Source organism: Sphaerisporangium melleum (assembly GCF_014646695.1).
In the GTDB taxonomy this organism is placed as follows: Bacteria; Actinomycetota; Actinomycetes; order Streptosporangiales; family Streptosporangiaceae; genus Sphaerisporangium; species Sphaerisporangium melleum.
Genome location: NZ_BMNT01000024.1, coordinates 114,664 through 140,954, shown reverse-complemented (window position 1 = coordinate 140,954; position 26,291 = coordinate 114,664). Strand labels below are relative to the sequence as shown.

Annotated in this window: 19 protein-coding genes; 8 read left to right on the top strand and 11 right to left on the bottom strand. The window is 70.8% G+C overall.

Annotated features, from left to right (window positions below; all coding sequences use genetic code 11):
• The 3 genes from IEY93_RS38455 to IEY93_RS21905 form a co-directional block, all read right to left on the bottom strand.
• On the bottom strand, positions 1–767 hold a 767-nt coding region (locus tag IEY93_RS38455), incomplete at its 3' end, for a non-reducing end alpha-L-arabinofuranosidase family hydrolase (RefSeq protein ID WP_229691349.1).
• A 927-nt stretch (positions 768–1,694) separates the two neighbouring features.
• The gene (locus tag IEY93_RS21910) at positions 1,695–4,325 is read right to left on the bottom strand and encodes a cation-translocating P-type ATPase (protein WP_229691348.1); all 2,631 of its coding nucleotides are present in this window, start codon (positions 4,323–4,325) and stop codon (positions 1,695–1,697) included.
• A gap of 202 nt (positions 4,326–4,527) precedes the next feature.
• Positions 4,528–5,985: a family 43 glycosylhydrolase gene (locus IEY93_RS21905; protein WP_229691347.1), complete on the bottom strand. Its 1,458-nt coding sequence runs from the start codon at positions 5,983–5,985 to the stop codon at positions 4,528–4,530.
• A gap of 764 nt (positions 5,986–6,749) precedes the next feature.
• On the opposite strand from IEY93_RS21905, the gene IEY93_RS21900 reads away from it, so the two are divergent.
• The gene (locus IEY93_RS21900; RefSeq protein WP_203968458.1) at positions 6,750–8,213 is read left to right on the top strand and encodes an RICIN domain-containing protein; all 1,464 of its coding nucleotides are present in this window, start codon (positions 6,750–6,752) and stop codon (positions 8,211–8,213) included.
• 210 nt (positions 8,214–8,423) lie between these two features.
• Positions 8,424–9,218, top strand: a complete 795-nt coding sequence (locus IEY93_RS21895; protein ID WP_189164959.1) for a FadR/GntR family transcriptional regulator — start codon at positions 8,424–8,426, stop codon at positions 9,216–9,218.
• A gap of 84 nt (positions 9,219–9,302) precedes the next feature.
• On the opposite strand, the gene IEY93_RS21890 is transcribed toward IEY93_RS21895, so the two are convergent.
• From IEY93_RS21890 to IEY93_RS21865, 6 genes are all read right to left on the bottom strand, one after another.
• Positions 9,303–10,352: an aldo/keto reductase gene (locus tag IEY93_RS21890; protein ID WP_229691346.1), complete on the bottom strand. Its 1,050-nt coding sequence runs from the start codon at positions 10,350–10,352 to the stop codon at positions 9,303–9,305.
• On the bottom strand, positions 10,349–10,693 hold the full coding sequence (locus tag IEY93_RS21885) for an L-rhamnose mutarotase (RefSeq protein WP_203968457.1): 345 nt from the start codon (positions 10,691–10,693) through the stop codon (positions 10,349–10,351). The genes IEY93_RS21890 and IEY93_RS21885 overlap by 4 nt, the downstream gene beginning before the upstream one ends.
• Complete coding sequence (locus tag IEY93_RS21880) at positions 10,690–11,880, bottom strand: mandelate racemase/muconate lactonizing enzyme family protein (RefSeq protein ID WP_189164958.1); 1,191 nt, start codon at positions 11,878–11,880, stop codon at positions 10,690–10,692. Before IEY93_RS21880 ends, IEY93_RS21885 begins: the two co-directional genes overlap by 4 nt.
• Positions 11,881–11,908: 28 nt before the next feature.
• Positions 11,909–12,820 (bottom strand): carbohydrate ABC transporter permease, encoded by a 912-nt coding sequence (locus IEY93_RS21875; RefSeq protein WP_189164957.1) that lies wholly within the window; start codon positions 12,818–12,820, stop codon positions 11,909–11,911.
• A gap of 3 nt (positions 12,821–12,823) precedes the next feature.
• Positions 12,824–13,669, bottom strand: coding sequence for a carbohydrate ABC transporter permease (locus IEY93_RS21870; RefSeq protein WP_203968456.1), 846 nt, complete (start codon positions 13,667–13,669; stop codon positions 12,824–12,826).
• A gap of 88 nt (positions 13,670–13,757) precedes the next feature.
• Positions 13,758–15,080 carry an ABC transporter substrate-binding protein gene (locus IEY93_RS21865; RefSeq protein ID WP_229691354.1) on the bottom strand — a complete coding sequence of 441 codons (1,323 nt, stop codon included), beginning with the start codon at positions 15,078–15,080 and terminating at the stop codon, positions 13,758–13,760.
• 166 nt (positions 15,081–15,246) lie between these two features.
• Here IEY93_RS21865 and IEY93_RS21860 point away from each other — a divergent pair, with 166 nt between their 5' ends.
• From IEY93_RS21860 to IEY93_RS21850, 3 genes are all read left to right on the top strand, one after another.
• Positions 15,247–16,275: a zinc-dependent alcohol dehydrogenase gene (locus IEY93_RS21860; RefSeq protein WP_189164954.1), complete on the top strand. Its 1,029-nt coding sequence runs from the start codon at positions 15,247–15,249 to the stop codon at positions 16,273–16,275.
• Positions 16,272–17,027 (top strand): SDR family oxidoreductase, encoded by a 756-nt coding sequence (locus IEY93_RS21855; RefSeq protein ID WP_189164953.1) that lies wholly within the window; start codon positions 16,272–16,274, stop codon positions 17,025–17,027. The genes IEY93_RS21860 and IEY93_RS21855 overlap by 4 nt, the downstream gene beginning before the upstream one ends.
• Positions 17,028–17,189: 162 nt before the next feature.
• Positions 17,190–18,182: a sugar kinase gene (locus tag IEY93_RS21850; RefSeq protein ID WP_189164952.1), complete on the top strand. Its 993-nt coding sequence runs from the start codon at positions 17,190–17,192 to the stop codon at positions 18,180–18,182.
• A 48-nt stretch (positions 18,183–18,230) separates the two neighbouring features.
• Here IEY93_RS21850 and IEY93_RS21845 read toward each other — a convergent pair whose 3' ends face one another.
• A complete protein-coding gene (locus IEY93_RS21845) occupies positions 18,231–19,421 on the bottom strand; it encodes a cytochrome P450 (protein WP_229691345.1) in 1,191 nt (396 codons plus the stop codon).
• 458 nt (positions 19,422–19,879) lie between these two features.
• Here IEY93_RS21845 and IEY93_RS21840 point away from each other — a divergent pair, with 458 nt between their 5' ends.
• Complete coding sequence (locus tag IEY93_RS21840) at positions 19,880–21,256, top strand: FAD-binding oxidoreductase (protein WP_189164951.1); 1,377 nt, start codon at positions 19,880–19,882, stop codon at positions 21,254–21,256.
• Between the two features lie 244 nt (positions 21,257–21,500).
• Complete coding sequence (gene adhE, locus IEY93_RS21835) at positions 21,501–24,197, top strand: bifunctional acetaldehyde-CoA/alcohol dehydrogenase (RefSeq protein ID WP_189164950.1); 2,697 nt, start codon at positions 21,501–21,503, stop codon at positions 24,195–24,197.
• A gap of 137 nt (positions 24,198–24,334) precedes the next feature.
• Here adhE and IEY93_RS21830 read toward each other — a convergent pair whose 3' ends face one another.
• Positions 24,335–24,967 carry an HNH endonuclease family protein gene (locus tag IEY93_RS21830; RefSeq protein WP_189164949.1) on the bottom strand — a complete coding sequence of 211 codons (633 nt, stop codon included), beginning with the start codon at positions 24,965–24,967 and terminating at the stop codon, positions 24,335–24,337.
• Positions 24,968–25,475: 508 nt separating this feature from the next.
• On the opposite strand from IEY93_RS21830, the gene IEY93_RS21825 reads away from it, so the two are divergent.
• Positions 25,476–26,291: a CHAT domain-containing protein gene (locus IEY93_RS21825; RefSeq protein ID WP_189164948.1), complete on the top strand. Its 816-nt coding sequence runs from the start codon at positions 25,476–25,478 to the stop codon at positions 26,289–26,291.

Below are 26,291 nucleotides of genomic sequence, written 5' to 3'. Positions count from 1 at the left end.
TGGCTGGCCGAGGCCATGTCCGACCAGTTGGTGAACGTGCCGAAGTTCATCGAACCCCAGCTCGACCCGAAGTCGTGCGTCGTGCCGTAGACCAGGTGCTTGCCGTTGTAGTTGACGTGGGTGAAGTCCTTCAGCGACACCCAGCCCGACTTCGGATTCGCCAGCGAACCGGTCGAGGTCCAGCGGTAGGTCGAAGGAAGGTTGCAGGTGCCGGTCGGCGTCGGGGTCGGCGTCGGACTCGGGTTGCCCCCGGAGGTGCTCCACTTCTGGTTGGCCTGGCCGTTGCAGGTCCCCAGGTTGACGAGCGTCCCGTTGGCCGTGCCGGAGTTGTTCACGTTCAGGCACAGATTCGACTGCACGCCGGTGATCGAGCCGTCGGCGTTCTGGCGCCACTTCTGGTTGTTCTGCCCGTTGCAGGCCCAGATGATCACCCTGGTGCCGGGCGAGGTGCCCGCACCGTACGCGTCCACGCAGCGCGTGCCGTTGAACGTCCGCAGCTCACCGGCCGAGGTGAACTCGAACGCCTGGTTGGCCTGCCCGTTGCAGTCCCAGATCTGCAGGTTGGTGCCCTGCACGTCGGTGTTGCCCGACACATCGAGACACCGGCCCGATTGCGCGCTCACCAGCGGAGCCGCTGCCGCCGATGCGGGCGTCGTCCATACCAGCGCCGCGGCCAGCACCGTCACCAGCGCGGCGGTCGTCCGGACCGCCTTCGCGGCCGGCGAACGCCATCGATCGGCGATCGAGCGGATGGGGGGTGAATCCATGGTCTACTCCTGGGGGTCGGTACGAGGCAGGGGGGCCTGGACTACGGGGGCGGTACGTCCGGCCGAGCCATTCGCCGCTGCCCGGTGGTGGCCGGAGCAGCGGGCGAAACAGTCGTGGTCGCCTGGAGTCTCCCGGTCCGGGGGACCGATGACTCGCCGGTCCGCAGGCTCCGGTGTCCTGCCGCCGGCGACCGTTCCGGGCCAGGGGCGTTCGGTGCGCCCCTTCCCGAAGCCGGCCCACGCCTGGGACGCCTTCCGGGTGGCGCGCGGCCACGGACCGCCTCCGATCATGGAGACCCTCCTTCCGGGGCCAGGCGTGTTAGCGCTAACAACTGGTCCGTGACGCGAGAGGTCCCGCCCACGGGGCTCGATACCGGTGATATGGGCGGAGCAAACTAGGACACATCGGGTCGCGTCAAGAGGAAGATCGAGAGGTCGGGGACGTTTCGACCTTCTCGAATGCCCCCAACTGGCATTACCGGACCGATCCGCACTGCGGGTGATGAGACGTGTGATGAAACGTTCATCCGTTTGTACGCTGCCGCCGGCGACAACCTAGCCCAAGCCAGGACACCTGGAGAGCGAGCGATCAGGTGTAAAGGTCGTCAAGTGTCACCAAGCGCACGCCGCTTCCCGCTTCGGCACCGAGTTCCCGGGTGAATCCGGCGCCCGAATAGCACGTGAGCACCGTGTCACGAGTGTCGTACCCCCTGGCCGTGAGCAGATCGCGCGCACGCCGGAGCCGGGCCACATGCTCGGCCCCCATGACCCTGTCCCACTTGACCTCACCCAGCGAGAGAACCCGTCGCGGGCGTCCGTGGTCCACGGCCGCCAGAACGGCCACATCGACCTGGATCTGCGTACCGTTCGCGATACTTCACAAGCCGATCCGAGTCCGTCGCTCTCCCGGGTGCCCGCGCAGTACTGTCACCCGGCCTCGGAGATCACCGGGACGGGCTCCTGGTGCAGGACACGGTCCAGGCGGGCGGCGGCGTAGCCGAGGACCGACAGTACGGCCACGATCAGCAGGTCCCCTGCGGACAGAGGGACGGTGCCGAGCAGGTCGCGCAGCAGCGGCACGTACAGGCCGGCGAGTTGCAGCAGCAGCGCTCCTGCCACGGCGAGCAGCAGGGCGGGGTTGGCCCGCGTGCCAGGGCGGGCGCGGGAGCCCACCGCCACACCGAGTTGGGCCGCACCAAGGGCGAAGAAGGCCATGCTCTGCCAGGGGCGTCCGGTGTACAGGGCCCAGACGGCGACGCCGAGCGTGACGGCGGTCAGGACGATCGCGATGCGGATCACCCGCTGCCACAGCCCTCCGCCGAGGATGCTCTGGCCGGGCGGGCGGGGCGGGCGGCGCATCTCGGCCGGGTCGGCGGGCTCGCCGCCGAGCGCGACGCCGGGCAGGCCGTGGGTGAGCAGGTTCACCCAGAGGATCTGGGCGGGCAACAGCGGCAACGCCAGGCCGAACAGCGGGCCGAACAGCATGACGGCGATCTCGGTGGCGCCGCCGGACAGAGCGTAGACCAGGAAGCGGCGGATGTTGGCGTAGACGCGGCGGCCCTCCTCGACGGCGGCCACCACCGTGTCCAGGTCGTCGTCGGCGAGCACCAGGTCGGCGGCCTGGCGAGCGACCTCGGTGCCGCGCCCGCCCATGGCGACGCCGATGTCGGCGTGGAGCAGGGCGGGCCCGTCGTTGACACCGTCGCCGGTCATCGCGACCACCTCGCCACCGGCGCGCATGCCTTCGATGAGGGCGAGCTTCTGCTCGGGGGTGGCGCGGGCGTAGACGGCGGCCGTGACGGTGAGTCCGGCGACGGGCAGTACGGCCGACTCCGGGGCGAGCCCGGTGGCGGCGCAGCGGCCGGACTCGGCCACTGGGTCGGTGGACCGGGCCTGGCCGTGGAGGACGTCACGGCAGTCGACGACCTCCCCCTCAGGTGGGATGATGCCCAACTCGATGGCGATGGCGCGGGCCGTCCCTGGGTGGTCGCCGGTGATGAGCACCGGCCGGATCCCGGCGCCGCGGCACGCGGCGACGGCCCCGGAAGCGGCCGCACGGGGCGGGTCGAGGATGGCGATCAGCCCGAGCAGCCGCAATCCCGTCTCCGGCACCGCTTCCGGTGTGTCCTCCGGAAGCCTGGCCAGATCGGCCTGGGCGACGGCCAGCACCCGGTAACCCGCGTCCGCGAGGCGTTCTGCCTCCGCGGCGGCCCGGGCCGACAGCGCGGGGCCGTCGGCCAGCACCTGGTCGCGCAGCAGCACCTCCGGCGCGCCCTTGCAGATCACCCGCACCCGCCCGCCGGGCAGCCGGTGCACGGTGCTCATCCGCTTGCGCACGCTGTCGAAGGGCCGCTCGGCCAGCCGCGGCAGGCGAATGTTCAGATCATGCCGATCCAGGCCGAGTTTGGCCGCGGCGGCCAGCAGCGCGGCCTCGGTCGGATCTCCCAGCGCCCGCCACTCCTTGCCCTCGCCGTACAGCAACCGGGCGTCGTTGCAGAGCGCGGCGGCGGTCAGCAGGCCGGCGAACGCCTCGGCCGGGGCATCCCCGTCGAGCCGCCCCTCCGGGCCGTAGCCAGAGCCGGTGAGCGCCGCCTGTGCGGCGGGCGTCCACAGCCGCCGCACGACCATCTCGCCCTCGGTGAGGGTTCCGGTCTTGTCGGTGGCCAGCACGGTGACCGAGCCGAGCGTCTCGACCGCGTGCAACCGCCGTACGAGAGCGCGCCGCGCGGCCATCCGCCGTGCCCCGAGGGCCAGGCTGAGGGTGACCACGGCCGGCAACGACTCCGGTACGGCCGCCACCACCAGGCTGATCGCGGTCACCACCATCAGCTCCGCCGGCTGCCCGCGCAGCAGCCCCAGCGCCCCGACCACCACGCACAGGAACACCGTGACCCCGGCCAGCAGCCGTCCTACCCCGACCAGGCGGCGCTGCAGCGGCGTGATCGCGGACCCGGTCGTCATCAGCGCCGCGATCCGCCCGGCCGCGCCGGCCGCCCCGGTCGCGTACACCTCGGCCCGGCCGCGCCCACGCACCACGACGGTGCCCGAGGCGACCTCGTCGCCGGGGTTCTTGTCCACCGGCACGGACTCGCCGGTCAGTGCGGACTCGTCGACCAGCAGCGCGGCCGCCGCCTCCACCCGGGCGTCGGCCGGAACGATGTCCCCTTCGGCCAGTACGAGCAGGTCGCCGCGCACCACCTCGGCCGCGGGAACCTCCTGCTGCGCGCCGTCCCGTACGACCCGGGCGGCTGGCGCGGTGAGCGCGGACAACGCGGTGATGGCACGGTCGGCGCGCACCTCCTGGACCACGCCGACGGTCGTGTTGACCACGATCACCAGCAGGATCACGACCATGTCCGTCCAGTCGCCGGTGACCGCGGTCAGCACCGCGGCCACCAGCAGCACGACGATCAGCGGATCGCGGAGCTGCCCGGCCATCCGCCGCCACAACGGAAGCGGCGGCTTGGCGGGCAGCAGATTCCGGCCATCCCGCTCCAACCGCTTGGCGGCCTCCGCCGACGACAACCCGAACCGCGACATGACCACCGGTCCACTCATCTCGCTCCCCGGGTCGTCGTGCGCCTGTCCCCATCCTCGCCGCGCACGGCGATGCGGCCAGGGCCGAAGGTCCCGCAGACCGGCCTGGTCCCGGTTCGGTCGCGACCGCGTGACCGGCGCCGCTACGCCGCGGCCGGCCGATGACCGCGCTGTCGCTGTGTTCCTGCCGGGCAGCCGAGAACCGTGGCCGGGTGGATCCGCGTCAGTAGACGTAGGGCCAGCCCGCGCTGTCCCAGCCGAGCTTGTTGATGCCGAGCAGGGAGGACCCGTTGTCGGCGTAGTAGTGGTAGAAGAGGATGTCGCCGTCGGTGTCGGCCAGGACCGCCTGGTGGCCGGGCCCGTGGATGCTCCCATGGCCGGCCAGGAGCTGCGTGCCGCCGCCGGAGGTCATCGCCGTTCCGTTGCGGTCGGTGTACGGGCCGGTGATCGAGGTCGAGCGGCCGACCATGATGCGATAGGTGCTGGACGCGCCGCGGCAGCAGGCGTCGAACGACACGAACTGGTAGTAGTAGCCGCCGCGCCGGTAGATGAACGGCGCCTCGATCGCGCCGCCGCCCCGCCCGGCGATGGCACGGATGGTGGTGTCCAGACGCTTGCCGGTGGCGGGGTCGAGCTGGACCATCTTGATGCCCGACCAGAACGAGCCGAAGTCGAGCCACCAGCGGCCCTGGTCGTCGATGACGAGGTTGGGGTCGATGGCGTTCCAGTCGTCGGACGACCGTGACTCGATGACCAGGCCCTGGTTGGTCCACGACCCGGACGCCCCACTGGTGCTGGTCGCGAGGAAGATGCCCGACCGGTTGGAGCCGAAGGTCGAGGCCGAGTAGTACATGTAGTACCTGCCGTTGACGTACGTGATGTCCGGGGCCCACAGGGTGTTGCTGCCGTTGGTGTAGGTGTGCGCCCAGGAGACTCCGCCGGGGAACGCCACTCCGGCGTTGCGCCAGGTGGTGCGGTCGGTGGAGGTCTTGAGCACGATGTTGTCGCCGGTGTGGGCCAGCAGGTAGCTCCCGTCGGGTCGTTTGGCGACCTCCGGGTCGTGCACGCCGATGTCACCGGTCACGTACCCGGGGCCTGGGTAGGCGGGCGGCGGGGTGCTGTCGAGCTTGACGAGCTGCCACTGCTGGTTGGCGCCGCTCAGATCGGTGTACTGCGAGATCCGGGCGCCGTCGGCGGTGGACCGCTCCCATACTTCCAGGGCCTTGCCGCTGTTGCGGTTGATCAGCTTGACGTACCCGTTGTCGGTGTCGACGAGGCGGAACTGCTGGTTGGTGCCGTTGTTGTCGGCCCACTGGACCACGTTGGCGCCGTCGGCGGTCGAGCGGCCGGAGATGTCCACGACCTTTCCGCTGTGCCGCGACCTGAGGCGGTAGTAGCCGCCGCCGGAGTCGACGAACTGCCACTGCTGCCAGGCGCCGTCGTTGCGGGACCACTGCACCAGCGGCGCGCCGTCGGTCGTGGCCCACTCGTAGACGTCCAGCGCCTTGCCGCTGTTGCGGTTGACCAGCACGTACGAGGCGCTCGTGTCGATGGTCGCCGCGGCGGCGGGCGTGACGGCCGGCAGGGACTGGAACAACGCGAGCAGCGCGACGGCGATCACGGTGATGGTCGTGGCCCGGCGGCGGTCCGCCCGGGGAAGGAGGCGGGAAGGTCTCTGCACGGATACCTCGCTTGTTAACGTTAACAAACCTGTCCGGCGTCCGCGGTAACGCCATCAGAGAGGGAAACCGCTTCCGCAACGACCGTCGCAGGTCTCGTGTTTCTCCGCCAGGTGACATCGCCTCGGATCCGAACCCGCATTTCGCCCGCCCCGGCGCGGACGACCGCGTTGTACCGCGCCGGAAGAACAGGCGACGGGTACGGGAGCACGCGGAACACCGGCTGTTGTACGACCTGCCGGCGCGGACGATTCCGGGAAGCGATGCGGCCTGTGCGGACCTCCAATGCCGGGAGGCGACACCTGAGCGGGCGACGGCATCACTATGAGCCCGGCCCGGTCGTGCGTCAAGGTGAGCTGCCGCTCCTCCACCGTGCGGTCCGGGAAGACCGCGTGGTCGTTCTCATTCGGCGGCTCGGCGGAGGGTTTCCGGTAAAGCGGATGGAATATGAAAGTTTCAGCTCCCCCGTGCTGGCCGCCGCCGCGGGGATCACCGATGTCGTGGCCGCCGGATATCCATTCTCGAAGGCAGCATGACGCATGGCCGCTGGCTTTACCGGCTGGACGATTCGGGGCGCCGACGCGGCGTCCCGCCTTCGTTCCACCGCTGTTTACAGGGGAAAGTGAGCGTCTTACATTGCAGCTGTCGCCGCACCCGGACGCCGGGGCGCACCGGGCCGGGTGTTCCTTTTCACGCGGGCCCACGTGCCGTCCCCGGCCGCGTCGCGGCAGCGCCATCGGCGAACGCCGACCGGAAGGAAGCCCTCGTGTCCCGATTGCAGGCCCTGCTCAGCCGCCGGACCACCGGCCGCATGGTCGCCCTCGCGCTGGCCCTCGTGGCCGCCATGCTCGGACCGGGCGTCGTGCCGGAGGCCGGGGCCGCGACCGTCACGGTGACCAACCGGACGCAGTTCCGCGACACCTCCGGCAACGTCGTCCACGCTCACGGGGGCGGCGTCATCAAGGTCGGCGACTACTACTACTGGTTCGGCGAGAGCCGCAACGCCGACTCGACCTTCCGCGCGGTGACCGTCTACCGCTCCCAGGACCTGCGGACCTGGGAGTTCCGCAACAACGCGCTGACCCAGGCGTCGGCGTCGGAGCTGGGCGTCGCCAACATCGAGCGCCCCAAGGTCATCTACAACGCCTCGACGCGGCAGTTCGTGATGTGGATGCACAAGGAGAACGGGCGGGACTACGGCGAGGCGCGGGCCGCGGTCGCCACGTCGAGCACGGTCGACGGCACCTACACCTACCGGGGCAGCTTCCGCCCGTTCAACCAGCACATGTCGCGGGACATCACGGCGTTCGTGGACGACGACGGCGCCGGCTACATGGTCTCCGCCGCCCGGGAGAACGCCGACCTGCACATCTACCGGCTGACCGCCGACTACACGAACGTGGCGTCGCTCGTGCGGGTGTGGCAGGGGGACACCCGGGAGGCTCCGGCGCTGTTCAAGCGGGGCGGCGTCTACTTCATGCTCACCTCCGGCGCCACCGGCTGGAACCCCAACCAGCAGAAGTACTCCACCGCCACCAGCCTCGCCGGGCCCTGGAGCGCGTGGCAGAACGCCGGAGACTCCACGACCTACGGCTCCCAGACCATGTTCGTGCTGCCGGTGCAGGGCACCCAGACCACTTCCTACCTCTACATGGGCGACCGCTGGGGGCCGGGGTTCGGCGCGGCGTACGCCGACTCGCAGTACGTCTGGCTGCCGCTGCGCTTCCCCAGCGCCACCAGCCTGGCCCTGGACTGGTACCCGCAGATCACGGTGGACACCGAGACCGGCGTGGTGGCCGGCGTCGCCTCGTCGGCCGTCAACCTCGTCGCCCGGCACTCGGGCAAGTGCGCGGACGTGGTCAACGGCAGCGCGGCGCTGAGCGCCGAGGTGATCCAGTACACCTGTGGCAGCGGCGCCAACCAGCAGTGGTCACCCCGGGACGCCGGCGGCGGTTACGTGCAACTCGTCGCGCAGCACAGCGGCCTGTGCCTGGACGTGGCGAACGTCTCCACCGCCGACGGCGCGAAGGTGGTCCAGTACACCTGTGGCAGCGGGACGAACCAGCAGTGGCAGTTCCAGGACGCGGGCGGCGGGTACTACCGCCTCGTCGCCCGGCACAGCGGCAGGTGCCTGGACGTCACCGACGGCTCCACCGCCGACGGCGCCCGCCTCATCCAGTGGAGCTGCAACGGCGGCACCAACCAGCAGTGGCAACGTCGCGCCCGCTGACACCGGCAGTCGTCCGCATTGCCCCCCTTCGGCCGCGGGGAACACCGGGGCCATACTTTCGACCGCCTGCCCGCTTCCGGCGCGCAGGCGGTCCTTCTGTATCCGCGGAGTGACCATGAGACGAAACTCGCTGAAACAGCGTCCCATCATATGAATTACGTATGCAGCTAAGGGGTACACTCACGGTGTGACCATCATCCTGGAGGCCCAGTGACCGCCGCTTTCTCTCAGCCCGATCTGAACGCGAGCGGTTCCTCCGGCTCGCCGGAGCCATCCAGATTCCAGCGCCCCCGGCGGCTGGGCGACACCGTTGTCACCTATCTGGTCGACCGCATCGTGTCGGGCGCCTATCCCGTGGACAGCGCGCTCCCCACCGAGCCCGAGCTGTGCCAGGAGTTCGCGGTCTCCCGTACGGTCATCCGCGAGTCGATCAAGCTTCTCGAAGCGAAGGGCCTGGTCAAGGCCACTCCGGGCCGGGGCACCCGGGTCCTTGAGCCCATCGGCTGGAACCTGCTCGACCCCCTGGTCCTCGAGGCGCAGATCCGGCACGACAGCGAACTGTCGATCCTCGACGACCTCATCAACGTCCGGGCGGCGCTCGAGTGCGACATGGCGGCACAGTGCGCGCGCGTGATCACACCGGCGCAGTCGGAGGCGCTGGCGAAGCAGGCGAACATCCTCGCCGAGAGCCTGCCCGATCCGGAGCGCTACGCCCGGGAGGACGTCACCTTCCACGAGATGATCATGCTTGCCTCCGGCAACCGTCTCGGTCACGCGATCATCCACGGCATCCACGCCAAGGCCCGGCTGTCGAGCCGGTACAACGGCGAGCCGAACAAGGACGAACTCGCCCAGTCGCTCGCCGAGCACCGGCAGATCGAGTCGATGATCCTGCAAGGCGACGCCCAGGGGGCCGCCGCCGCGATGCGCGTCCACATCCTCGGCTCATGGGCCAGGCGCCGTCCCGGCGTACGGGGAGCCCTGGGCGGAGACGCCGAAGGCTGAGCCGGCGCGCGGGACGCCGTCCCCGCCGGTTCGCCGATGGCGGGCGGAGCGCTGAGGAGGGCGCACTCCACCCGCCACCTCTGGTCAGGCCTGTCCTCCCTCGCCGAGAGCGGCACCGCGGTGGTCTTCCACCACGCGCACCGCCCCGGCCGGGATCAGTCCTTCGGCGACCAGGTCCTCCCAGAGTCCGGCCGGGACGTCGGCCCGAAACCGCCGCAGGTCCTCGTCCACCTCATCGGGCGAGCGCATGCCGACGGCGATCGCCGTGACGGCGGGATGCAACAGCGGGAAGGCCAGCGCGGCGTCCGGCAGCTCCACCCCGTGGTCCTCGCATATCGCCGCGATGCGGCGGGCACGCTCGATCACCTCGGCGTCGGCGGCACGGTACTCGTAGGTGAGACCGGGGGCGGGCCGGGGGGTGGACAGCAGACCGGTCGCGAAGACACCGACCGCGACCACGGCGACGCCGGCGCGGTGGGCCGGCGCGAGCACCGAGTCGAGCGCGCTGTGGTCGAGCAGCGAGTAGCGGTTGGCCAGCATGATCACATCGACGAGGCCCTCCTCGATGAGCCCGGCGAGCCCCGCGGTCGAGTTCGTCCCGACGCCGATGGCCCGCACGACGCCTTCGGCCTTCAGCCGTGCCAGGGACGCCAGGCCCTCCCGGGCCGCGCCCTCCCACGCCTGGTCGGGGTCGTGCGCGTAGAGGATGTCGACCGAGTCGATCCCGAGACGCGCGAGGCTCTCGTGCAGCGAGCGTTCGACGCCCGCGGCCGAGAAGTCCCACCGCCGGGTGAGATCACCCGGGACCGCGAACCCGTCGTCGTCCCACTCGCGGGGCCGCGGGTTGGGCACGATCAGGCGGCCGACCTTGGTGGACACCACGTACTGGTCACGAGGGTGGTGGCGCAGCTCGGCCCCGACGCGGCGCTCGGAGAGCCCGAGACCATAGTGCGGCGCCGTGTCGTAGTAGCGCACGCCCTGGTCCCACGCCCGGCGCATCGTCCGGGCGGCTTCGTCGTCGCTCAAGGCGCGGGCCAGGTTGCCGAGGGGGGCTCCACCGAAGCCGATGACACCATGTGCCGACCGGCCTCGGTTGAGCAGGTCCACCACCGGCGCGCCGGCGGAGCCGGTCACGACAGGTGCCAGACTTCGTCGATCGGCTGCCACAGGGCTCCGGGCTCGCGTTCCTCGCCGATGCGCACCTGGCACGGGTCGGTGTGCGTCCACCACTCGCGGGTCACCGGGTCCTCGGCGATACGGGCCATGTCGGCCGCGTGATCGTCACCGACGTACTCGTAGTAGGCGAACAGCATGTCGCCGAAGACGTAGATCGAGTAGTTGGTGACGTTCGCCTCGCGCAGGGTCTGCTCGACCTGCGGCCACACCTGGCTGTGCAGTTCGAGGTACCGCTCCCGGTGCTCGGGCCGCAGGCCGACGACGAGGGCGTGCCGCTCCACGCGACGGTCCGCGCTCACTGGTGCACCATCCTCTCTCCGGCCGCGCCGATGCGGTCGCCGTCCCGCTGGGAATCGGGGACCAGGCGCAGGCCCGCCCGGCTGGGACGGACATGGGGCCCGGTGGTCGCGGCCGGCGGGTCGACGGCGCGCGCGGCGTTGATCTGCTTCTCGTCGACCCGGATGCCGAGGCCCGGCTCGTCGCCCAGCACGATGCCGCCGTCCTGGAACTCCTGGTCGACGTCCAGCCCGATCGGAGCCGACAGGTCCTGGACCTCGAAGGCCAGGTGGTTCGGCACGGCCACGGCCGCGTGCGCGAGCGGGTTGGTGTGGTAGGCCACCGGGCTCACGGGCAGGTCACGGCTGTGCGCCACCGCGGCCACCCGCAGGAAGTGCGTGATGCCCCACACGTTGCCCACCTGGACGATGTCGATGGCGTCGGCGTCCAGGAGCGGCCGGTACTGCTCAAGGCCGGTGAGGTTCTCCCCGGTCGCCACGCCCGCGCGGATGCTCTGCCGGACCGAGGCGAGCCCGGCCGCGTCCCATCTGCGCACCGGCTCCTCGACCCAGGTGAGGTCCACCACCTGCTCCAGCGCCGAGATGAACCGCACGGCCTGCGAACGGTTCCACGACTCGTTGGCGTCGAACATCAGCGCGGGCTGCGCCGAGTTGCGCCGCAGGACGTCCCGCAGCGCGGTCAGGCGGCGCAGGTCGTGCTCGAGGTCGCGGCCGCCCTTGAGCTTGGCGGAGCTGAAGCCCCGCTCCGCGAAGCGCTCGTACAGGCGCACGAGAGCGTCGTCGTCGAGCGCGATGTCCAGCCCGGACGCATACCCCTGGACGAACCGGTCACGGCCCCCGAGAGTGCGCCAGAGCGGCTCGTCGGCCGCCTTCGCCTTGAGGTCCCAGAGCGCCATGTCGATCGCGCCGATCGCGCCGAAGGCCGCACCGGCGTGGCCGGTCTTGAAGACCCGGTCGATCATCCGGTCGTAGAGCGCCGAGACGGCACGCGGGTCCTCGCCCTCGATGGCGCCGAAGACGCGGTCGACATCGCCGTGCGCCCCGAGCCCGACGCCCTCGAGACCGCTGTCGGTCTCCAGGATCAGCACGTGCACGTCAGTGCGCTGCTCGGGCATGACACCGTTGGCGTCGCCGATCAGCCGGCCCCAGTCGTGCCCCGTCGTCAGGCTGCGGTAGCCGGTGACCTTCACGATTGCTCCTTTGTGGCGATGATTCGACTCACTCCTTCGTTCCTCCGGCCGTCATGCCCGCGACCAGGAAACGCTGCGCGAACAGAAAGACGATCAGTACCGGCAGCACCGAGATGACGGTCGCGAGGGCGAGCGTCGGCAGTTGCACGGACTGGGCCCCGGCGGAGCTGGGGTTGAAGGCCGGGGTCGAGGCGAGCAGCGAGGTCAGGCCGACCTGGATCGGATACCCCTCGCTGGAGGGCAGCATCACGAAGGGGAGGAAGAAGTTGTTCCAGTTCTGCACGAAGCTGAAGAACGCGACGAGGGCCACGATCGGCGCGGCCAGCGGCAGCGCGACCCGGGTGAACACCTGGAACTCCGTGCATCCGTCCAGGCGTGCCGCGGCGAGCAGGTCACGCGGGACGCTGGTGGAGAAGTAGATGTAGGTGAGGTACACGCCGAACGGGAAGAACGACATCGGCAGGATCACCGACAGCGGGCTGCCGATCAGCCCCACGACGTTCAGCTCCAGGAAGATCGGCAGCACCAGCGCGGTGTTCGGGATCAGCATGACGATCAGCGTCACCACCAGCAGCAGCCGCCGGAACCTGAACTCCGTCAGGGCCATCGCGTAACCCGCCGGGATGCTCGCGACGAGCGTGATGACGAGCGCGCCCACGGCGTACAGCGCCGAGTTGCCCACCCAGGCGGTCACCGCGCCGTCCTGGAAGCCGAAGAGCTGGTCCCAGTTGGCGGCCAGGTCGCCGAGGCCGCCGGGCAGGAACGGGTGGTCGACGATCAGCCCGCGGGCTGACTTGGTGGTCGCCAGCAGCAGCCAGACGATCGGGATGGCGAAGAACAGCACGAAGACCGCGAGGACGACCCCGATGATCGTCCGGCCGCTCCAGCCGTCGAGACGGCCCCGGCTCTTGGCGTGGCGGCCGATGTCCAGTGTCGTCATGGCTCAGCCCCTCTCGAACAGGCCGCCGCGCGTCACGAAGACGGCCGACAGCGCGAGGGCGATGACGAGCAGCAGCAGGGAGATCGCCGCCGCTCCGTTGAAGTCGTTCTGCTGGAAGGCGTACTGGTAGGCGAGCTGGTTGAGCGAGTAGTCGTTGGGCACGACCGCGTTGCTGGCCTGGGAGAGCAACTGCGGCTCGACGAACAGCTGCGTGCCGGCGGCGAGCGACATGATCCCCATGTAGGAGATCCACTTGCGCAGCAGCGGCAGCTGGACGCGCCAGGCGATCTGCACGGTCGTGGCTCCGTCGATGCGCGCGGCCTCGATCACGTCGGCGCTGATGTTGTTGAGCGCGCCGTACATGATGACGATCCAGCCGCCGGCGCCGGTCCAGAACGCGATGATGGCGAAGATCGGCGGCAGGTTCGCCGGCACGATGACCTGCACGAAGCTGGTGAAGCCGAACAGGTGCAGCAGGCCGCTGACCGGGCTCGCGGTCGGGTCGAGCACGAACAGCCACAGCAGCACGCTGGAGGCGCCGGCCAGCGCTCCCGGCAGGTAGAAGACGAGCCGGAGCGTCTTGCTCAGCCACCGCACCCGTACGGCGTGCACGACGATGGCCAGGAACGCGACGAGCACGACCAGCGCCACCAGCCAGATCACCAGGTAGAGCGCGACGTGCGCCACGGCGGGCAGGAAGCGGAAGTCGCTCATCACCTTGGTGAAGTTGGTGATTCCCGCGAAGCCGCCGTCGCCGTCGGTGAACGCCAGGTAGACGGCGTACAGGGCGGGAAGGACCCCGAACGCCACCACCAGCACCGTGTAGAGGGCGACGAAGCCGTAGCTCATCGCGCTCTTGTCATCGCCACTCCGGCCCCCCGATGGCCGCCCGTGCGATGTCACCGCCGCCCGGGCGGCCTTGTCCGTGAGCGTCATATCACTTGACCGTGTACCCGTTGACCTGAGCCTGGTTCTTGATCGCGGTGCCCCACTCCGGGAGCAGATCGGCGATGCTCTTGCCGCCGGCGATCGCGGGGGTCATGGTCTTCGCCCAGATCGCCTCCTGGCTGAAGACACCAGAGCCCCAGCCGGTCCAGATCTGCGATCCGGCCTTGACCAGCGCCTGCAGGTCGGTGGCGTAGTAGCCGCTCGACTCCTGCTTCTTGATCCACTTCTCCGCGGCGGGGGCGTAGGCCGGGAAGCCGGGCGCCACGTTCACCTGGTAGTCGTCGGCCGTCGTGACGAACTCGACGAACTTCTCGGCCGCCTTGAGGTTCTTGGAGTGGCTGCTGACGAACCAGGTGCCGCCGCCGACGTTGCCGGTCACGGCGGTGTCGCCCTGCCAGGCCGGCGGCGCGCCGACGCCGAGCTGGCCCTTGGGGACGTTCAGCGACTGCGGGTTGTTGAAGATGGCGCCCGCGTACCACGCCGGACCCGGCATCATGAGCACCTTGCCGGAGTACTTCTTCAGGAACTCCGGGGTGAAGACGCTGATGTTGGGCGTGGTGCCGTTCTTGATCAGGGTGTCGAGCATCGTCGCGGCCCGCTTGCACTCGGTGGTCTCGACGTTGACCGTAACCGTCTTGGGACCGGTGATGCCGTTCGCCTGGCACTTGCTGCCCCAGAAGTAGACCTCGGGGGTCCAGGGGTCTCCGACGGTGCCGACGATGTAGCCGGGGTGCTCCTTGGCGACCTTCTCACCGAGCGCCTGGTACTCCTCCCAGGTGGTGGGCACCGCGTAGCCGAACTTGTCGAGCAGGCTCTTGTCGTACCAGAGCACTGCCTGGGCGAGGTCGTTGCGCAGGCAGTAGACCTTGCCCTCGACGGTGCACGGAGCCAGCGAGCCCTCGGTGAAGGCGTCGAGCGTGGCCTTGGGGACGAGGCCGCCGTTCAGCACTGCCGCGAACGGCTCCTTGCCGTTGGTCTTCTGGCTCGCCCATGCCGCGTCGTTGTTCTGCGTCGAGAACACCACGTCGGGCCAGCCGCTGCCCGCCCGGTCGAAAAGCTGGACCTTCGTCCGGAACGAGTTGGAGCCGTTGGCCGAGCCGTCGTAGGTGACGACATTGATCTTCACGTCGGCGTTGGCCTTCTTGAAGGCGTCGGCCGCGCCCACCCGGTCCGAGTCCACCCAGACCGTGATCGGCGCCTTGTCATCCTGCTCGACCTGCGCAAAGCCGTAGGAACCGACCGAGGCGCCGCCACCGCCTCCGCAACCGGCCAACGTGAGGGCGACGGCCGATGCCCCCACACCGCCGATCACCCGCAACCATGGTCCTTTGCGTCCGGCTCGTATGAATCGGAACATGTTGGAGTCCTTTGTTCTGTCGCCCACAGTCGGCGACGAGCGATGGTGATAAAAGTAATGGCATACGTATGACGTGTGCAAGAGTTGCTACATGAGGGTCAGCGGAGAGTGAGGACGCCCGATGAGAGGTACTGCGTACATGGGTGGAGGCCGCCTGGAGACGGTCTCGGTGGACGTCGAGCCACCAGGTCCCGGGGAGCTCCAGATCGCCGTGGCCTACTGCGGACTGTGCGGGACGGATCTCCACATCGTGCACGGGAACATGGACGCCAGAGTACGGACACCTCTGGTCTTCGGCCACGAGACGTCGGGCACGGTGGCGGCGGTCGGCGCGGGCGTTGAGGGCTGGAAGGTCGGCGACCCGCTGACCGTCATGCCGCTCATCTGGGACGGCACCTGCGCCGCCTGCCTGGCCGGTCATCAGCACATCTGCCAGAACCTCGTCTTCGTCGGCATCGACTCCCCCGGCGGCCTGCAGCAGCGGTGGAACGTCCCCGCGTCGATCGCGGTGCCGCTCCCCGCCGGCCTCGACCTGCGTACGGCGGCGCTCGTCGAGCCCGCCGCCGTCGCGGTGCACGACGTCCGGCGCTCGGAGCTGCAGGTCGGCGACCGCGCGGTCGTGCTCGGCGGCGGCCCCATCGGAGTGCTCATCGCCGCCGTCGCCCGCGAGGCCGGCGCCCATGTCATGGTCGCCGAGGTCGACGCCTCCCGCCGGAGCCGCATCGCCGAGCTCGGGTTCGAGGTGATCGACCCCTCCTCCGCCGACATGGTCGCCGAGGTCGAGCGCTGGACCGGCGGCGTCGGCGCCGACGTGGTGTTCGAGGTGTCGGGGGCCGCCGCCGCGGTCCGCGCCACCACCGCGCTGGCCAAGGTGCGCGGGACGATCGTCGTGGTGGCCATCCACTCCGCACCGCGCGAGATCGACCTGCAGCGCGTGTTCTGGCGGGAGCTCCGCCTGCTGGGCGCCCGGGTCTACCAGCGGTCCGACTTCGAGCGTGCCGTCGAGCTGCTCGGCCGGGGCGTCATCCCGGCGGACGCCCTCATCTCCGGGGTCGTCCCGATCGAGGAGACCGCCTCCGCCGTCGCCGACCTGTCGGCGGGCCGGGCCATGAAGATCCTCGTGGACGTCGCAGGGGAGGGCCGGGCATGAGCGGCCTGTTCGATCTCCAGGGTCGTGTCGCGGTCGTCACCGGCGCACGGCGGGGCATCGGCCGCGCCATGGCCGAGGCCCTCGCGGCGGCCGGCGCCGACATCATCGGGGTGAGCGCCCAGATGCGGGAGGACGACGAGGTCGCCACGTCCATCCGCAAGCTAGGCCGGTCGTTCGAGAGCCGCACGGTCGACTTCGCCGACCGGGACGCCGTGCTGGCGCTCGGCGCCGAGCTCGCGGAGCGGGCTCCCGACATCCTCGTCAACAACGCGGGCACGATCGAACGGGCTCCCGCCGCGGAGCATCCGCTCGAATGGTGGGACCGGGTGCTCGAGGTGGACCTGTCGAGCCAGTTCGCCCTGACCCAGCTGGTCGCCCGTCCGATGCTGGAGCGCGGCCACGGCAAGGTCGTCTTCACGGCGAGCCTGCTGAGCTTCCAGGGCGGGATCAACGTGCCCGGCTACGCCGCCGCGAAGTCGGGCATCGCCGGCCTCACCCGCGCGCTCGCCAACGAGTGGGCCGGACGGGGGGTCAACGTCAACGCGATCGCGCCGGGCTACATCGCGACCGACAACACCGCGGCGCTGCGCGACGACCCCGACCGGTCCCGGTCGATCCTGGAGCGGATCCCGGCGGGACGCTGGGGGCACGGCGACGACATCGCGGGGGCGACGGTCTTCCTCTGCTCGGCGGCGTCCGACTACGTCTCGGGTGCGATCATTCCAGTGGACGGCGGGTGGCTGGGGCGCTGAACCGCCCGTGATCTCGCACCGCGCGGGGCGGGGAGCCACCAGCTCCCCGCCCCGCGGCCGGCGATGAGCTGGGGCGTCGCGCGTCTGGTGCGAGCGACGTTACTCATATGTATGATGAATGCGCCTAGGGCGACATATCCGTCAAGGGAGTGATCTCCGGACATGAGCGGACATCAGGGCGAAGGTCCGGCGAGCGGACGGCGTGTCCAGGTCTCCACACTGGGTGAGGCCATGCTACGGCTGTCACCCGCGCCTGGCGAGCGGCTGCGCGAGTGCGGGGAACTGCGGGTGCACGTCGCCGGCGCCGAGGCGAACGTCGCCGTGGCCCTGGCCTCGGTCGGCGTCTCCACCCGCTGGACCTCCGCGCTGCCCGACACGGTCCTCGGCCGGCGGGTCACCGACTCGCTGTCCAGCGCCGGCGTCGTCCTCGACACGGTGCGGTGGACGGCCGGCGAGCGCCTCGGCCTCTACTTCGCCGAGATCGGCTCCCCGCCGCGTCCCACGAGCGTCGTCTACGACCGGGCCCGCACCGCGTTCGGTTCGCTCACCGCCGACGACCTCGACTGGGCCGCCGTCTGCGACTCGGAGATCCTCCATCTGACCGGCATCACCGCCGCCGTGGCACCGGGGTCCGACGCGCTGGTGCTGCGCGCGGCGCGGGAGGGGCGCGAGCGCGGCGCGCTCGTCGTCTACGACGTCAACTACCGGGCGGCGCTGTCCGCCACCGAGACGGCCGCCGCCGTCACCGTCGCGGCGGCGCCGGACATCGACGTGCTGATCTGCCGGGCCGAGGACGCTCGCGACCTTTTCGGCCTGACGGGCGATCCCGTCACGCTGGCACGCGATCTGGCGGGGAAGCTGGACATCACCCGCGTCGTGGTGACGTCGGGCGCCGACGGCGCGGTCGCCTGGTGGGACGGCGCGTCCTTCGCGGCCCCCGCGCTGCCCACCGTCGCGGTCGATCGGATCGGCGCCGGGGACGCCTTCGCGGCCGGTGTGCTGTGGGGGGTGCTCGACGGTTCCCCCGGCGACGCGCTCCGCCGGGGGACGGCGATGGCCTCCCTGGCGATGAGCGTGCACGGTGACCAGTGCCGCTTCAGCGCCCAGGAGGTGCTGGACGTCGCCCAGGGGGCGGGACGCGAAGTCCGCCGCTGACCACGGCGCCGCACCTGCCGCGGGTCGCGGCCCGGCCGCGACCCGCGCCTACCAGGCCACCGGCATGGTGGTCAGGCCGTGGACGACGGTGTAGGACCGGAACACCGGCTCGCCCGCCAGGCGCAGCTCGGGGAAGCGCCGCAGCAGAGCGGGGAACCCGAGCCGCAGCTCCATGCGGGCCAGGGGCGCGCCGAGGCAGTGGTGGATGCCGTGCCCGAACGCCACGTGCCCCAGGGCGTCCCGGCGGATGTCCAGCTCGTCCGGATGTGAGACGAGCGCCGGATCGCGGTTGGCGGCGGGAAGCGAGACGAGCAGCATGTCGCCGGCGGCGATGGTCCGGCCGCCGAGCCGCGACTCGGTGGTGGCGATCTTGGCGGTTCCGCTGTGCACGATGCTCAGCCAGCGCAGCAGCTCCTCGACGGCGGTGTCCACGCGGTCCGGCTCGTCGCGCAGCAGCTTGAGCTGGTCGGGGTGCCGCAGCAGGGCCAGGGTGCCCAGGGCCAGCATGTTCGCCGTGGTCTCGTGCCCGGCGATCAGCAGCAGGCTGCCGATGCCGGCGAGCTCGGCGTCGCCGAGGTCGTCGCCGTGCTCGCGTACGAGCATGCCGAACAGGTCGTCGCCGGGGTCGCTCCTGACCCCGGGGATGAGTCCGGTGATGTACGCGCGGGCCTCCGCCGCCGCGGCGGCGCGCTCGTCCGGCGGCAGCGAGACGTCCAGGATCTGGTGGGTCGTCCGCTGGAAGCCGGCCCGGTCGGCGTACGGCACGCCCAGCAGTTCGCAGATCACCAGGGACGGGACCGGGAGCGCGAAGTCCGCCACCAGGTCGGCGGGCGGCCCGCCGCGTTCCATCGCGTCCAGGTGATCATCGATGATCTGCTGGACCCTGGGCTCCAGCCGGCGCATCCGGCGGACGGTGAACTCCGGTGTGAGCATGCGCCGCAGGCGGGTGTGGTGGGGCGGGTCGGCGCCGAGCAGGTTGCCGGCCCGCATCTCGGCGGCCTCCTTCTCACTCGGCGGCGGCGCGCCGGGCGGCCGCAGCGGTGGCACCAGCGCGTTGCTGTAGAGGTCGGGCCGGCTCAGCAGAGCGCGAACGTCCTCGAACCGCGTGACCAGCCACGCATCGGTGCCGAACACCGTGCGGATCTTGGCGACGCCTTCCTCGTCCCGTAACGCGGAGAGCTCTGGAACGGGATCGAACCCGTCCCGCTGCATGTGCAGGGGCGGCGACGGATTGCGCACACGACCTCCTCGGGCCACCGGCGGAGTCATCATCTGCGACCCTAACCGCCCGCCAGGCGAGCCCGCCATCGCGACTCGGCGATCGAAGATCGCAAGCGGCCCGTCGTCGCCGGGCCGCCTCCCCGCCCGCCTGCCGCCCTCTCCGCGTCGCGGCCGTGCCGCCGGCCACCAGGGGCACGGCCGGCTGCGCGGCGACCGGCCGGATACGCGATAGCCGGGCCATGGCGGCCGATTTTCGATATTCACCTTCGATGACCTTCCGGGGCAGGTCGCGACCCCTGTGACCATCCGCCGGGCCACCCCTACCCCACCCCTATTCGAGTTGAAAACCGGCCACCGCACAGGCAATGATCGGAGAAGCTATTGCTGATTGGATGACTGAGTCATCGCGGAACATGAGCACGGCATTCTCTGTCAGCCACGAGCGGCAGGAAAAGGTGCCGCGGAGGAGTTCCCTTATGTCTGTGAATGTCTATCCCGCCACGATCGCGAGCCTGCGCTCAACCCTCAGCGGCACGGTGATCGAGCCGCAGGACGACGGGTACGACAAGGCGCGCTGGGTCTACGGCGGATTCGATCGCCGGCCGGCGGCCGTCGTCCGCGTCGCCGACGTCGACGACGTCGTGAAGGTCGTGAACTTCGCCCGCGAGACGGGGACCGAACTGTCCGTCCGCAGTGGCGGCCACAGCAATGCCGGTCACAACGTCATCGAGGGCGGCCTCGTGCTCGACCTGCGGGACCTGTCCGCGGTCGACCTCGACCTGGAGAACGGCACCGCGTGGGCCCAGGGCGGCGCGACCGCCGGCGCGTACACCGAGGCCGCGGTCGAGCACAATGTGGCCACCGGCTTCGGTGACACCGGCTCGGTGGGCATCGGCGGCATCACCACCGGCGGCGGCATCGGCTACCTGGTCCGCAAGCACGGCCTCACCATCGACAACCTGCTGGCGGCCGAGGTCGTGACCGCCGACGGCGAGATCCGGTACGTGGACGAGGAGAATCACCCCGACCTGTTCTGGGCCATCCGCGGCGGTGGCGGCAACTTCGGGGTGGTCACGCGGCTGAAGTTCCGGCTGTTCCCGCTGGACGGCATCGTCGGCGGCATGATCACCCTGCCCGCGACCCCCGAGACCGTCACCGGCTTCATCGCCGCGGCCGACGCCGCGCCGGAGGAGCTCTCGACGATCGTCAACGTCATGAACGCGCCGCCGATGCCGTTCCTGCCCGAGGAAGTGCACGGCAAGCTGATCGTGCTGGCGCTGGTGGTCTGGTCCGGCGCGCCCGAGGCCGCCGACGAGGTCCTCGCGCCGTTCCGGGCGCTGGCCACCCCGCTGGCCGACTTCATCCAGCCGATGCCCTACTCCGGGATGTTCCCGCACGAGGAGGAGGCCGAGCAGCCGTCGGCGGCGGCCACCACGATGTTCATCGACCGCGTCGACACCCCCGCGGCCGAGACGATCCTGCACTTCCTGGAGTCGTCCGACTCCTCGATGCGCGCCGTCCAGCTGCGGGTGCTCGGCGGGGCGATGTCCCGCGTGGCGGCCGACGCCACCGCGTTCGCGCACCGCGACAGCAAGATCCTGGTGAACCTCGCGACCTTCTACGAGAGCGCCGAGGAGAAGGTCGTCCGCGACGCCTGGATCTCCGACTTCCGGCAGGCCCTCCGGCAGAGCGACGGCGGAGCCTACGTCAACTTCCTGAGCGACGAGGGCCCCGACCGCGTCCGCGACGCCTACCCCGGCGAGACCTGGAACCGGCTCCGCCAGATCAAGGCCAAGTACGACCCGGCCAACCTGTTCCGCGTCAACCAGAACATCCCGCCGGCGACCGACTGACCGGCACGGCGGAGCCCGTCCGCCCGCGCACCACCGCGCCCTCGCAGCGCCACGCCGTCACAGGCGAGGCGGTGCGGGGGCGTTCGCCGTCCCGGCGTCTCCCTGAGCTCCCGGGGCCGCCGAAGGTCCCGCCGCGGATGTGCCTTTGGGCCCGCGGTCCGGGGCCGGAACGCTCCGGCGCCGCAGGCGCGTCGTCGCGATGCTTGAGGTGATCGCAAGCCGACGACAGCCACGAGGTGAGACCATGGCCGACCAGGCCGCCGGCGTTCCCGCGCCCATCGCCCAGATGATCGACACCCTGGTGGGGAACGCGCTCAAGGCGCTGGAGGAGTACGCCGCCTTCGGGCAGGAGGACATCGACCAGATCGTCAGGAAGGCGTCGGTCGCGGCCCTCGACGAACACGCGTCCCTGGCGGAGTTCGCCGTACGGGAGACCGGGCGCGGCGTGTTCGAGGACAAGGCGGTCAAGAACATCTTCGCCTGTGAGCACGTCACCAACAGCATGGCGTCGCTCAGGACCGTCGGGGTGATAGCCCGGGACGAGATCAGCGGCATCGTGGAGATCGCCGAGCCGGTCGGCGTCATCTGCGGCGTCACTCCGGTGACCAACCCGACCTCCACCACGATCTTCAAGGCGCTGATCGCGCTGAAGACCCGCAACCCCATCGTGTTCGCCTTCCACCCGGCCGCGCAGGAGTGCAGCGCCGCGGCCGCCCGCGCCGTACGGGACGCGGCGGTCGCCGCGGGCGCGCCCGAGCACTGCGTGCAGTGGATCGACCGGCCGTCGCTCGACGCCACCACCGCGCTCATGCACCACGACGGCGTGTCCACGATCCTCGCCACCGGTGGCAACGGCATGGTCCGCGCCGCGTACTCCGCCGGCAAGCCCGCCCTCGGCGTCGGAGCCGGCAACGTGCCCGCGTACATCGAGGGCAGCGCCGACCTGCGTCGCGCGGTCAACGACATCGTGCTGTCCAAGTCGTTCGACAACGGCATGATCTGCGCCTCCGAGCAGGCGGTGATCATCGACGGGCAGGTGTACGAGACGGTGCTCGCCGAGTTCGCCCGGCTGCACGCCTACCGGGCGACCGAGGAGGACAAGCGCAAGCTGGAGGAGTTCCTGTTCGGCGGCGCCGCGGACGGCCGGTCGTGCGACGAGACCCGGATCAACCCCGACGCCGTCGGGCGTACGGCGGCCTGGATCGCGGAACGGGCCGGGTTCACCGTCCCCGCGGACACCTCGGTGATCCTCGCCGAGGTGGGGTCGGTCGGCCCGGCGGAGCCGCTGACCAGGGAGAAGCTGTGCCCGGTGCTGGCCGTGCTGCGTGCCGGCGGCCATGAGGAGGGCATCGGCCTGGCCGAGCGGATGGTGGAGTTCGGCGGGCTCGGCCACAGCGCCGCGATCCACACGCGCGACGAGCGGTTGGCCGAGCGGTTCGGGCAGCGGGTGAAGGCGGTCCGGATCATCTGGAACGCCCCGTCCTCCCAGGGCGGCATCGGCGACATGTACAACGCGTTCATCCCGTCGCTGACCCTGGGCTGCGGCAGCTACGGCCGCAACTCGGTGTCGCACAACGTCTCGGCGGTCGACCTGCTCAACATCAAGCGCATCGGACGGCGCACCAACAACCTGCAGTGGTTCAAGGTGCCGGCGAAGGTCTACTTCGAGCCGCACGCGATCCGCTACCTGGCCGACATGCCGGACGTCCACCGGGTGACCGTGGTCACCGACCCGACGATGACCCGGCTCGGCTACGTCGACCGGATCATCACGATCCTCGGCCGGCGTCCGGAACGGGTGGCGCTGCAGATCATCGACGACGTGGAGCCCGAGCCGAGCGTGGCCACGGTGGACCGCGGCGCCGAGTTGATGCGCCACTTCCGGCCGGACACCATCATCGCGCTCGGCGGCGGGTCGGCGATGGACGCGGCCAAGGTGATGTGGCTGCGGTACGAGCACCCCGAGGTCGTCTTCGCCGACATGCGGCAGAAGTTCTTCGACATCCGCAAGCGCGCGTTCAAGTTCCCGCCGCTGGGCGACCTGGCCCGCCTGGTCTGCGTGCCGACCACCTCGGGCACGGGCGCGGAGGTCACGCCGTTCGCGGTGATCACCGACACGGCGACCGGCAAGAAGTACCCGCTGGCCGACTACGCGCTGACCCCGACCGTCGCGATCGTCGACCCGGCGCTGACCGCCGACCTGCCGCGGGCCATCACCGCCGACAGCGGCTTCGACGCGCTCACCCACGCGATCGAGGCGTACGTGTCGGTGTACGCCAGCGACTTCACCGACGGCCCGGCGCTGCACGCCATCAAGCTGATCTTCGCGAACCTGGAGCGGGCGGTCCGGCGCGGCGGCGCCGACCCGCAGGCGCGGGAGCGGATGCACAACGCGGGCACGATCGCGGGAATGGCGTTCGGCAACGCGTTCCTCGGCATCGTGCACGCCATGTCGCACACGCTCGGCGCGACCTTCCACGTCGCGCACGGCCGGACGAACGCGGTGCTGCTGCCGCACGTGATCCGCTACAACGGCACGGTGCCGGCCAAGCTGTCCGGCTGGCCGAAGTACGAGAGCTACCGCGCCCCCGAGCGGTTCCAGGAGATCGCCCAGGCGCTCGGGCTGCCGGCCGCCACGCCGGAGGAGGGCGTCGAGTCGCTCGCCTCGGCGGTCGAGCGGCTGCGGGACGCGGCGCTGATCGAGCCGTCGTTCCAGGCCCTCGGGGTCGACGAGCAGGCCTTCCTGGCCGCGCTGCCGCAGCAGGCGCGCAACGCCTACGAGGACCAGTGCGCCCCGGCGAACCCCCGGATGCCGATGCTGGACGACATGCAGGAGCTCATGCGCGACGCCTACTACGGCAGGACCGGCGGCACCGGCGCGGCCACCGCGACGCCCGGCGACGCGGACGCCGTCGCCGGGGTGACCGCCGCCACCGGCTGACCACCGCGGTTCGGCGTACGGCGCCGCCCCCGCCCGTCACCGGGCCGGGACGGCGCCGTCTCGCCGTCCGGGCACACCCCCGGCGGCCCGCTCACCGCACATCCGAGGCGCGGTGGCCCGCGCGCCGCCGGGAGGGGTCAGCAGGAGCCGAGCATGCTGCTGAGCGCCGACTTCTCCGAGCTCTGCAGGGTGAGGTTGTAGTACCACTTCACCTGGATCCAGGCGCGGGCGTAGGTGCACCAGAACGCCGTGCGCGACGGCTTCCAGGTGCTCGGGTCCTGGTCGCCCTTGGCCTGGTTGACGTTGTCGGTGACCGCCCACAGCTCGGGGCCGCCGAGGTCGTTGGCGTACGCCTGCCGCTGGGCAGTGGTCCAGGCCCACGCGCCGGACCGCCACGCCTCGGCGAGCGGGACCATGTGGTCGATGTCGACGTCCGCGGCCGCGCTCCAGGTTGCCCCGTCGTACGGGCTGTACCAGCTTCCCGAGACGGCGGCGCAGGAGGAGTCGGTCACGACGTTCGAGCCGTCGCGCTTGAGCACGGTCTCCCGGGTGTTGCAGGCGCCGGAGATGGTGATCCAGTGCGGGAACAGGTCGCGGCTGTAGGTGGACTGGTGGGACTCGGCGGCCACGGTGAGCGCGGCCAGGCGGGAGGCGGCGGTGCCGGCCGAGGGGATGTTGGGCGGGGTGGCGGCGGCCGGCCCGGTGGTCAGCGTGAGGGTGAGGACGGTGGCGGTGAGGGCGGCGAGGGCGCCGGCGAGAACCCGTCTCACGAGTCTCCCCTTCTGCCTGCTCTCCGGCCAGGTGGGGCTCCTGGACTCGGACGGAGAAGTCAGACAGCTCGGAGAGTCGCTAAATCCGACACGTCATGAAATGTCAGCTTTCCATTACTCAAGGCGCTGACATTCATTACATATCGCCCTTAACCCGGCAGACGACCCAACTGGCCTCGCTCTCCACATGATCGGACACCGATCGGCCCCGTCCAGAGTCCCCGAACGCCATGTGAAACTCTCGTTAACCCCAGCCGACCCGCGCTCTCTGATGGCTCGCCGTCACACGGCCCTCACCGACCCGACTGCCCCGCACCGGCCCGTGAGCACAAAGTAGATAGGGCTTCGTTTCCGGATAATCACCAGAAAACGATGGTCCGATGAGTGAGAATGTGATCACTCAACGTCGCCGACCTCCCGCAAGGAAGCAGATGCCCCGACTGCCGCTTCCCGACCTGCCGGAACACGGTGAGGCGGGCCCGATGAGCGCCTGCCGGCGGGACGCCCGATGACCGACCGGTTGAGCGAGAACGAACTGGCCGCGTTCGCCGCCGCGTACCCCACGATGCGGGCCGACAAGCTGCTCTGGCACGCGGGCTTCCCAGACGCGCTGATCCCGAGCACCACACTGAACTCCGGCGACTTCTGGGCCGAGGTGTCCCGCGCGCTGGCCAACGGGGCGCTGCCCGGCGGACGGCGCAGGCTGCTGGCCAGGGCGCACCGCGACTTCCCCGCCAACGGCGCCTTCTCGGCCGGACGGCTGCGCCGGGTGCTGCTCGTCGGCGCGAGCCCGGACGAGGACGACCCGCTGCGGGCCGACCGCGAGCTGCGGGAGATCCGCGCCGCCGCGCGCCTCGGCCACCTGGAGGTGTCCGCCGTGCTGGCCGCCGAGCTCGCCGACCTGCGGGCGGTGCTGCGGGAGCGCCCCGACCTGCTGCACCTGTCCACGCACGGCGACGGGACGCACCTGTACTTCGAGACGCGGATCGGCGACGGCCAGCGGGTCGAGGCCAGCGAGGTGGCCGGCGCCCTCGCCCGTTACCGCGACACCGACCAGGTCAAGATGGCGGGCCTGATCCTGCAGTCCTGCGAGGGTGCGGCCGTGGCGGCGCGCTTCCTGGACGTGGCCGAGGTCGTCATCGCGCACCGCGGCCCGCTGGACGACGCCTGCGCCGTGCTGTTCACCCGGCGGCTGTACGAGGAACTGCTGGACACCCCCGAGCTGGCCCCTGCCGCCCGGCAGGCCGCCGAGGACGTCGCCCGCGCCGACCCGGAGTGCGCGGGCATGCTCGCCGACCTGATCGTCCTGTCCGGGAGCGGCTGA

Coding starts and splice junctions, on each gene's coding strand:
- IEY93_RS21875 (WP_189164957.1), bottom strand. CDS start 12,820: ATGACGACACTGGACATCGGCCGCCACGCCAAGAGCCGGGGCCGTCTC.
- IEY93_RS21860 (WP_189164954.1), top strand. CDS start 15,247: ATGAGAGGTACTGCGTACATGGGTGGAGGCCGCCTGGAGACGGTCTCG.
- IEY93_RS21855 (WP_189164953.1), top strand. CDS start 16,272: ATGAGCGGCCTGTTCGATCTCCAGGGTCGTGTCGCGGTCGTCACCGGC.
- IEY93_RS21910 (WP_229691348.1), bottom strand. CDS start 4,325: ATGAGTGGACCGGTGGTCATGTCGCGGTTCGGGTTGTCGTCGGCGGAG.
- IEY93_RS21840 (WP_189164951.1), top strand. CDS start 19,880: ATGTCTGTGAATGTCTATCCCGCCACGATCGCGAGCCTGCGCTCAACC.
- IEY93_RS21825 (WP_189164948.1), top strand. CDS start 25,476: ATGACCGACCGGTTGAGCGAGAACGAACTGGCCGCGTTCGCCGCCGCG.
- adhE (WP_189164950.1), top strand. CDS start 21,501: ATGGCCGACCAGGCCGCCGGCGTTCCCGCGCCCATCGCCCAGATGATC.
- IEY93_RS21870 (WP_203968456.1), bottom strand. CDS start 13,669: ATGAGCTACGGCTTCGTCGCCCTCTACACGGTGCTGGTGGTGGCGTTC.
- IEY93_RS21850 (WP_189164952.1), top strand. CDS start 17,190: ATGAGCGGACATCAGGGCGAAGGTCCGGCGAGCGGACGGCGTGTCCAG.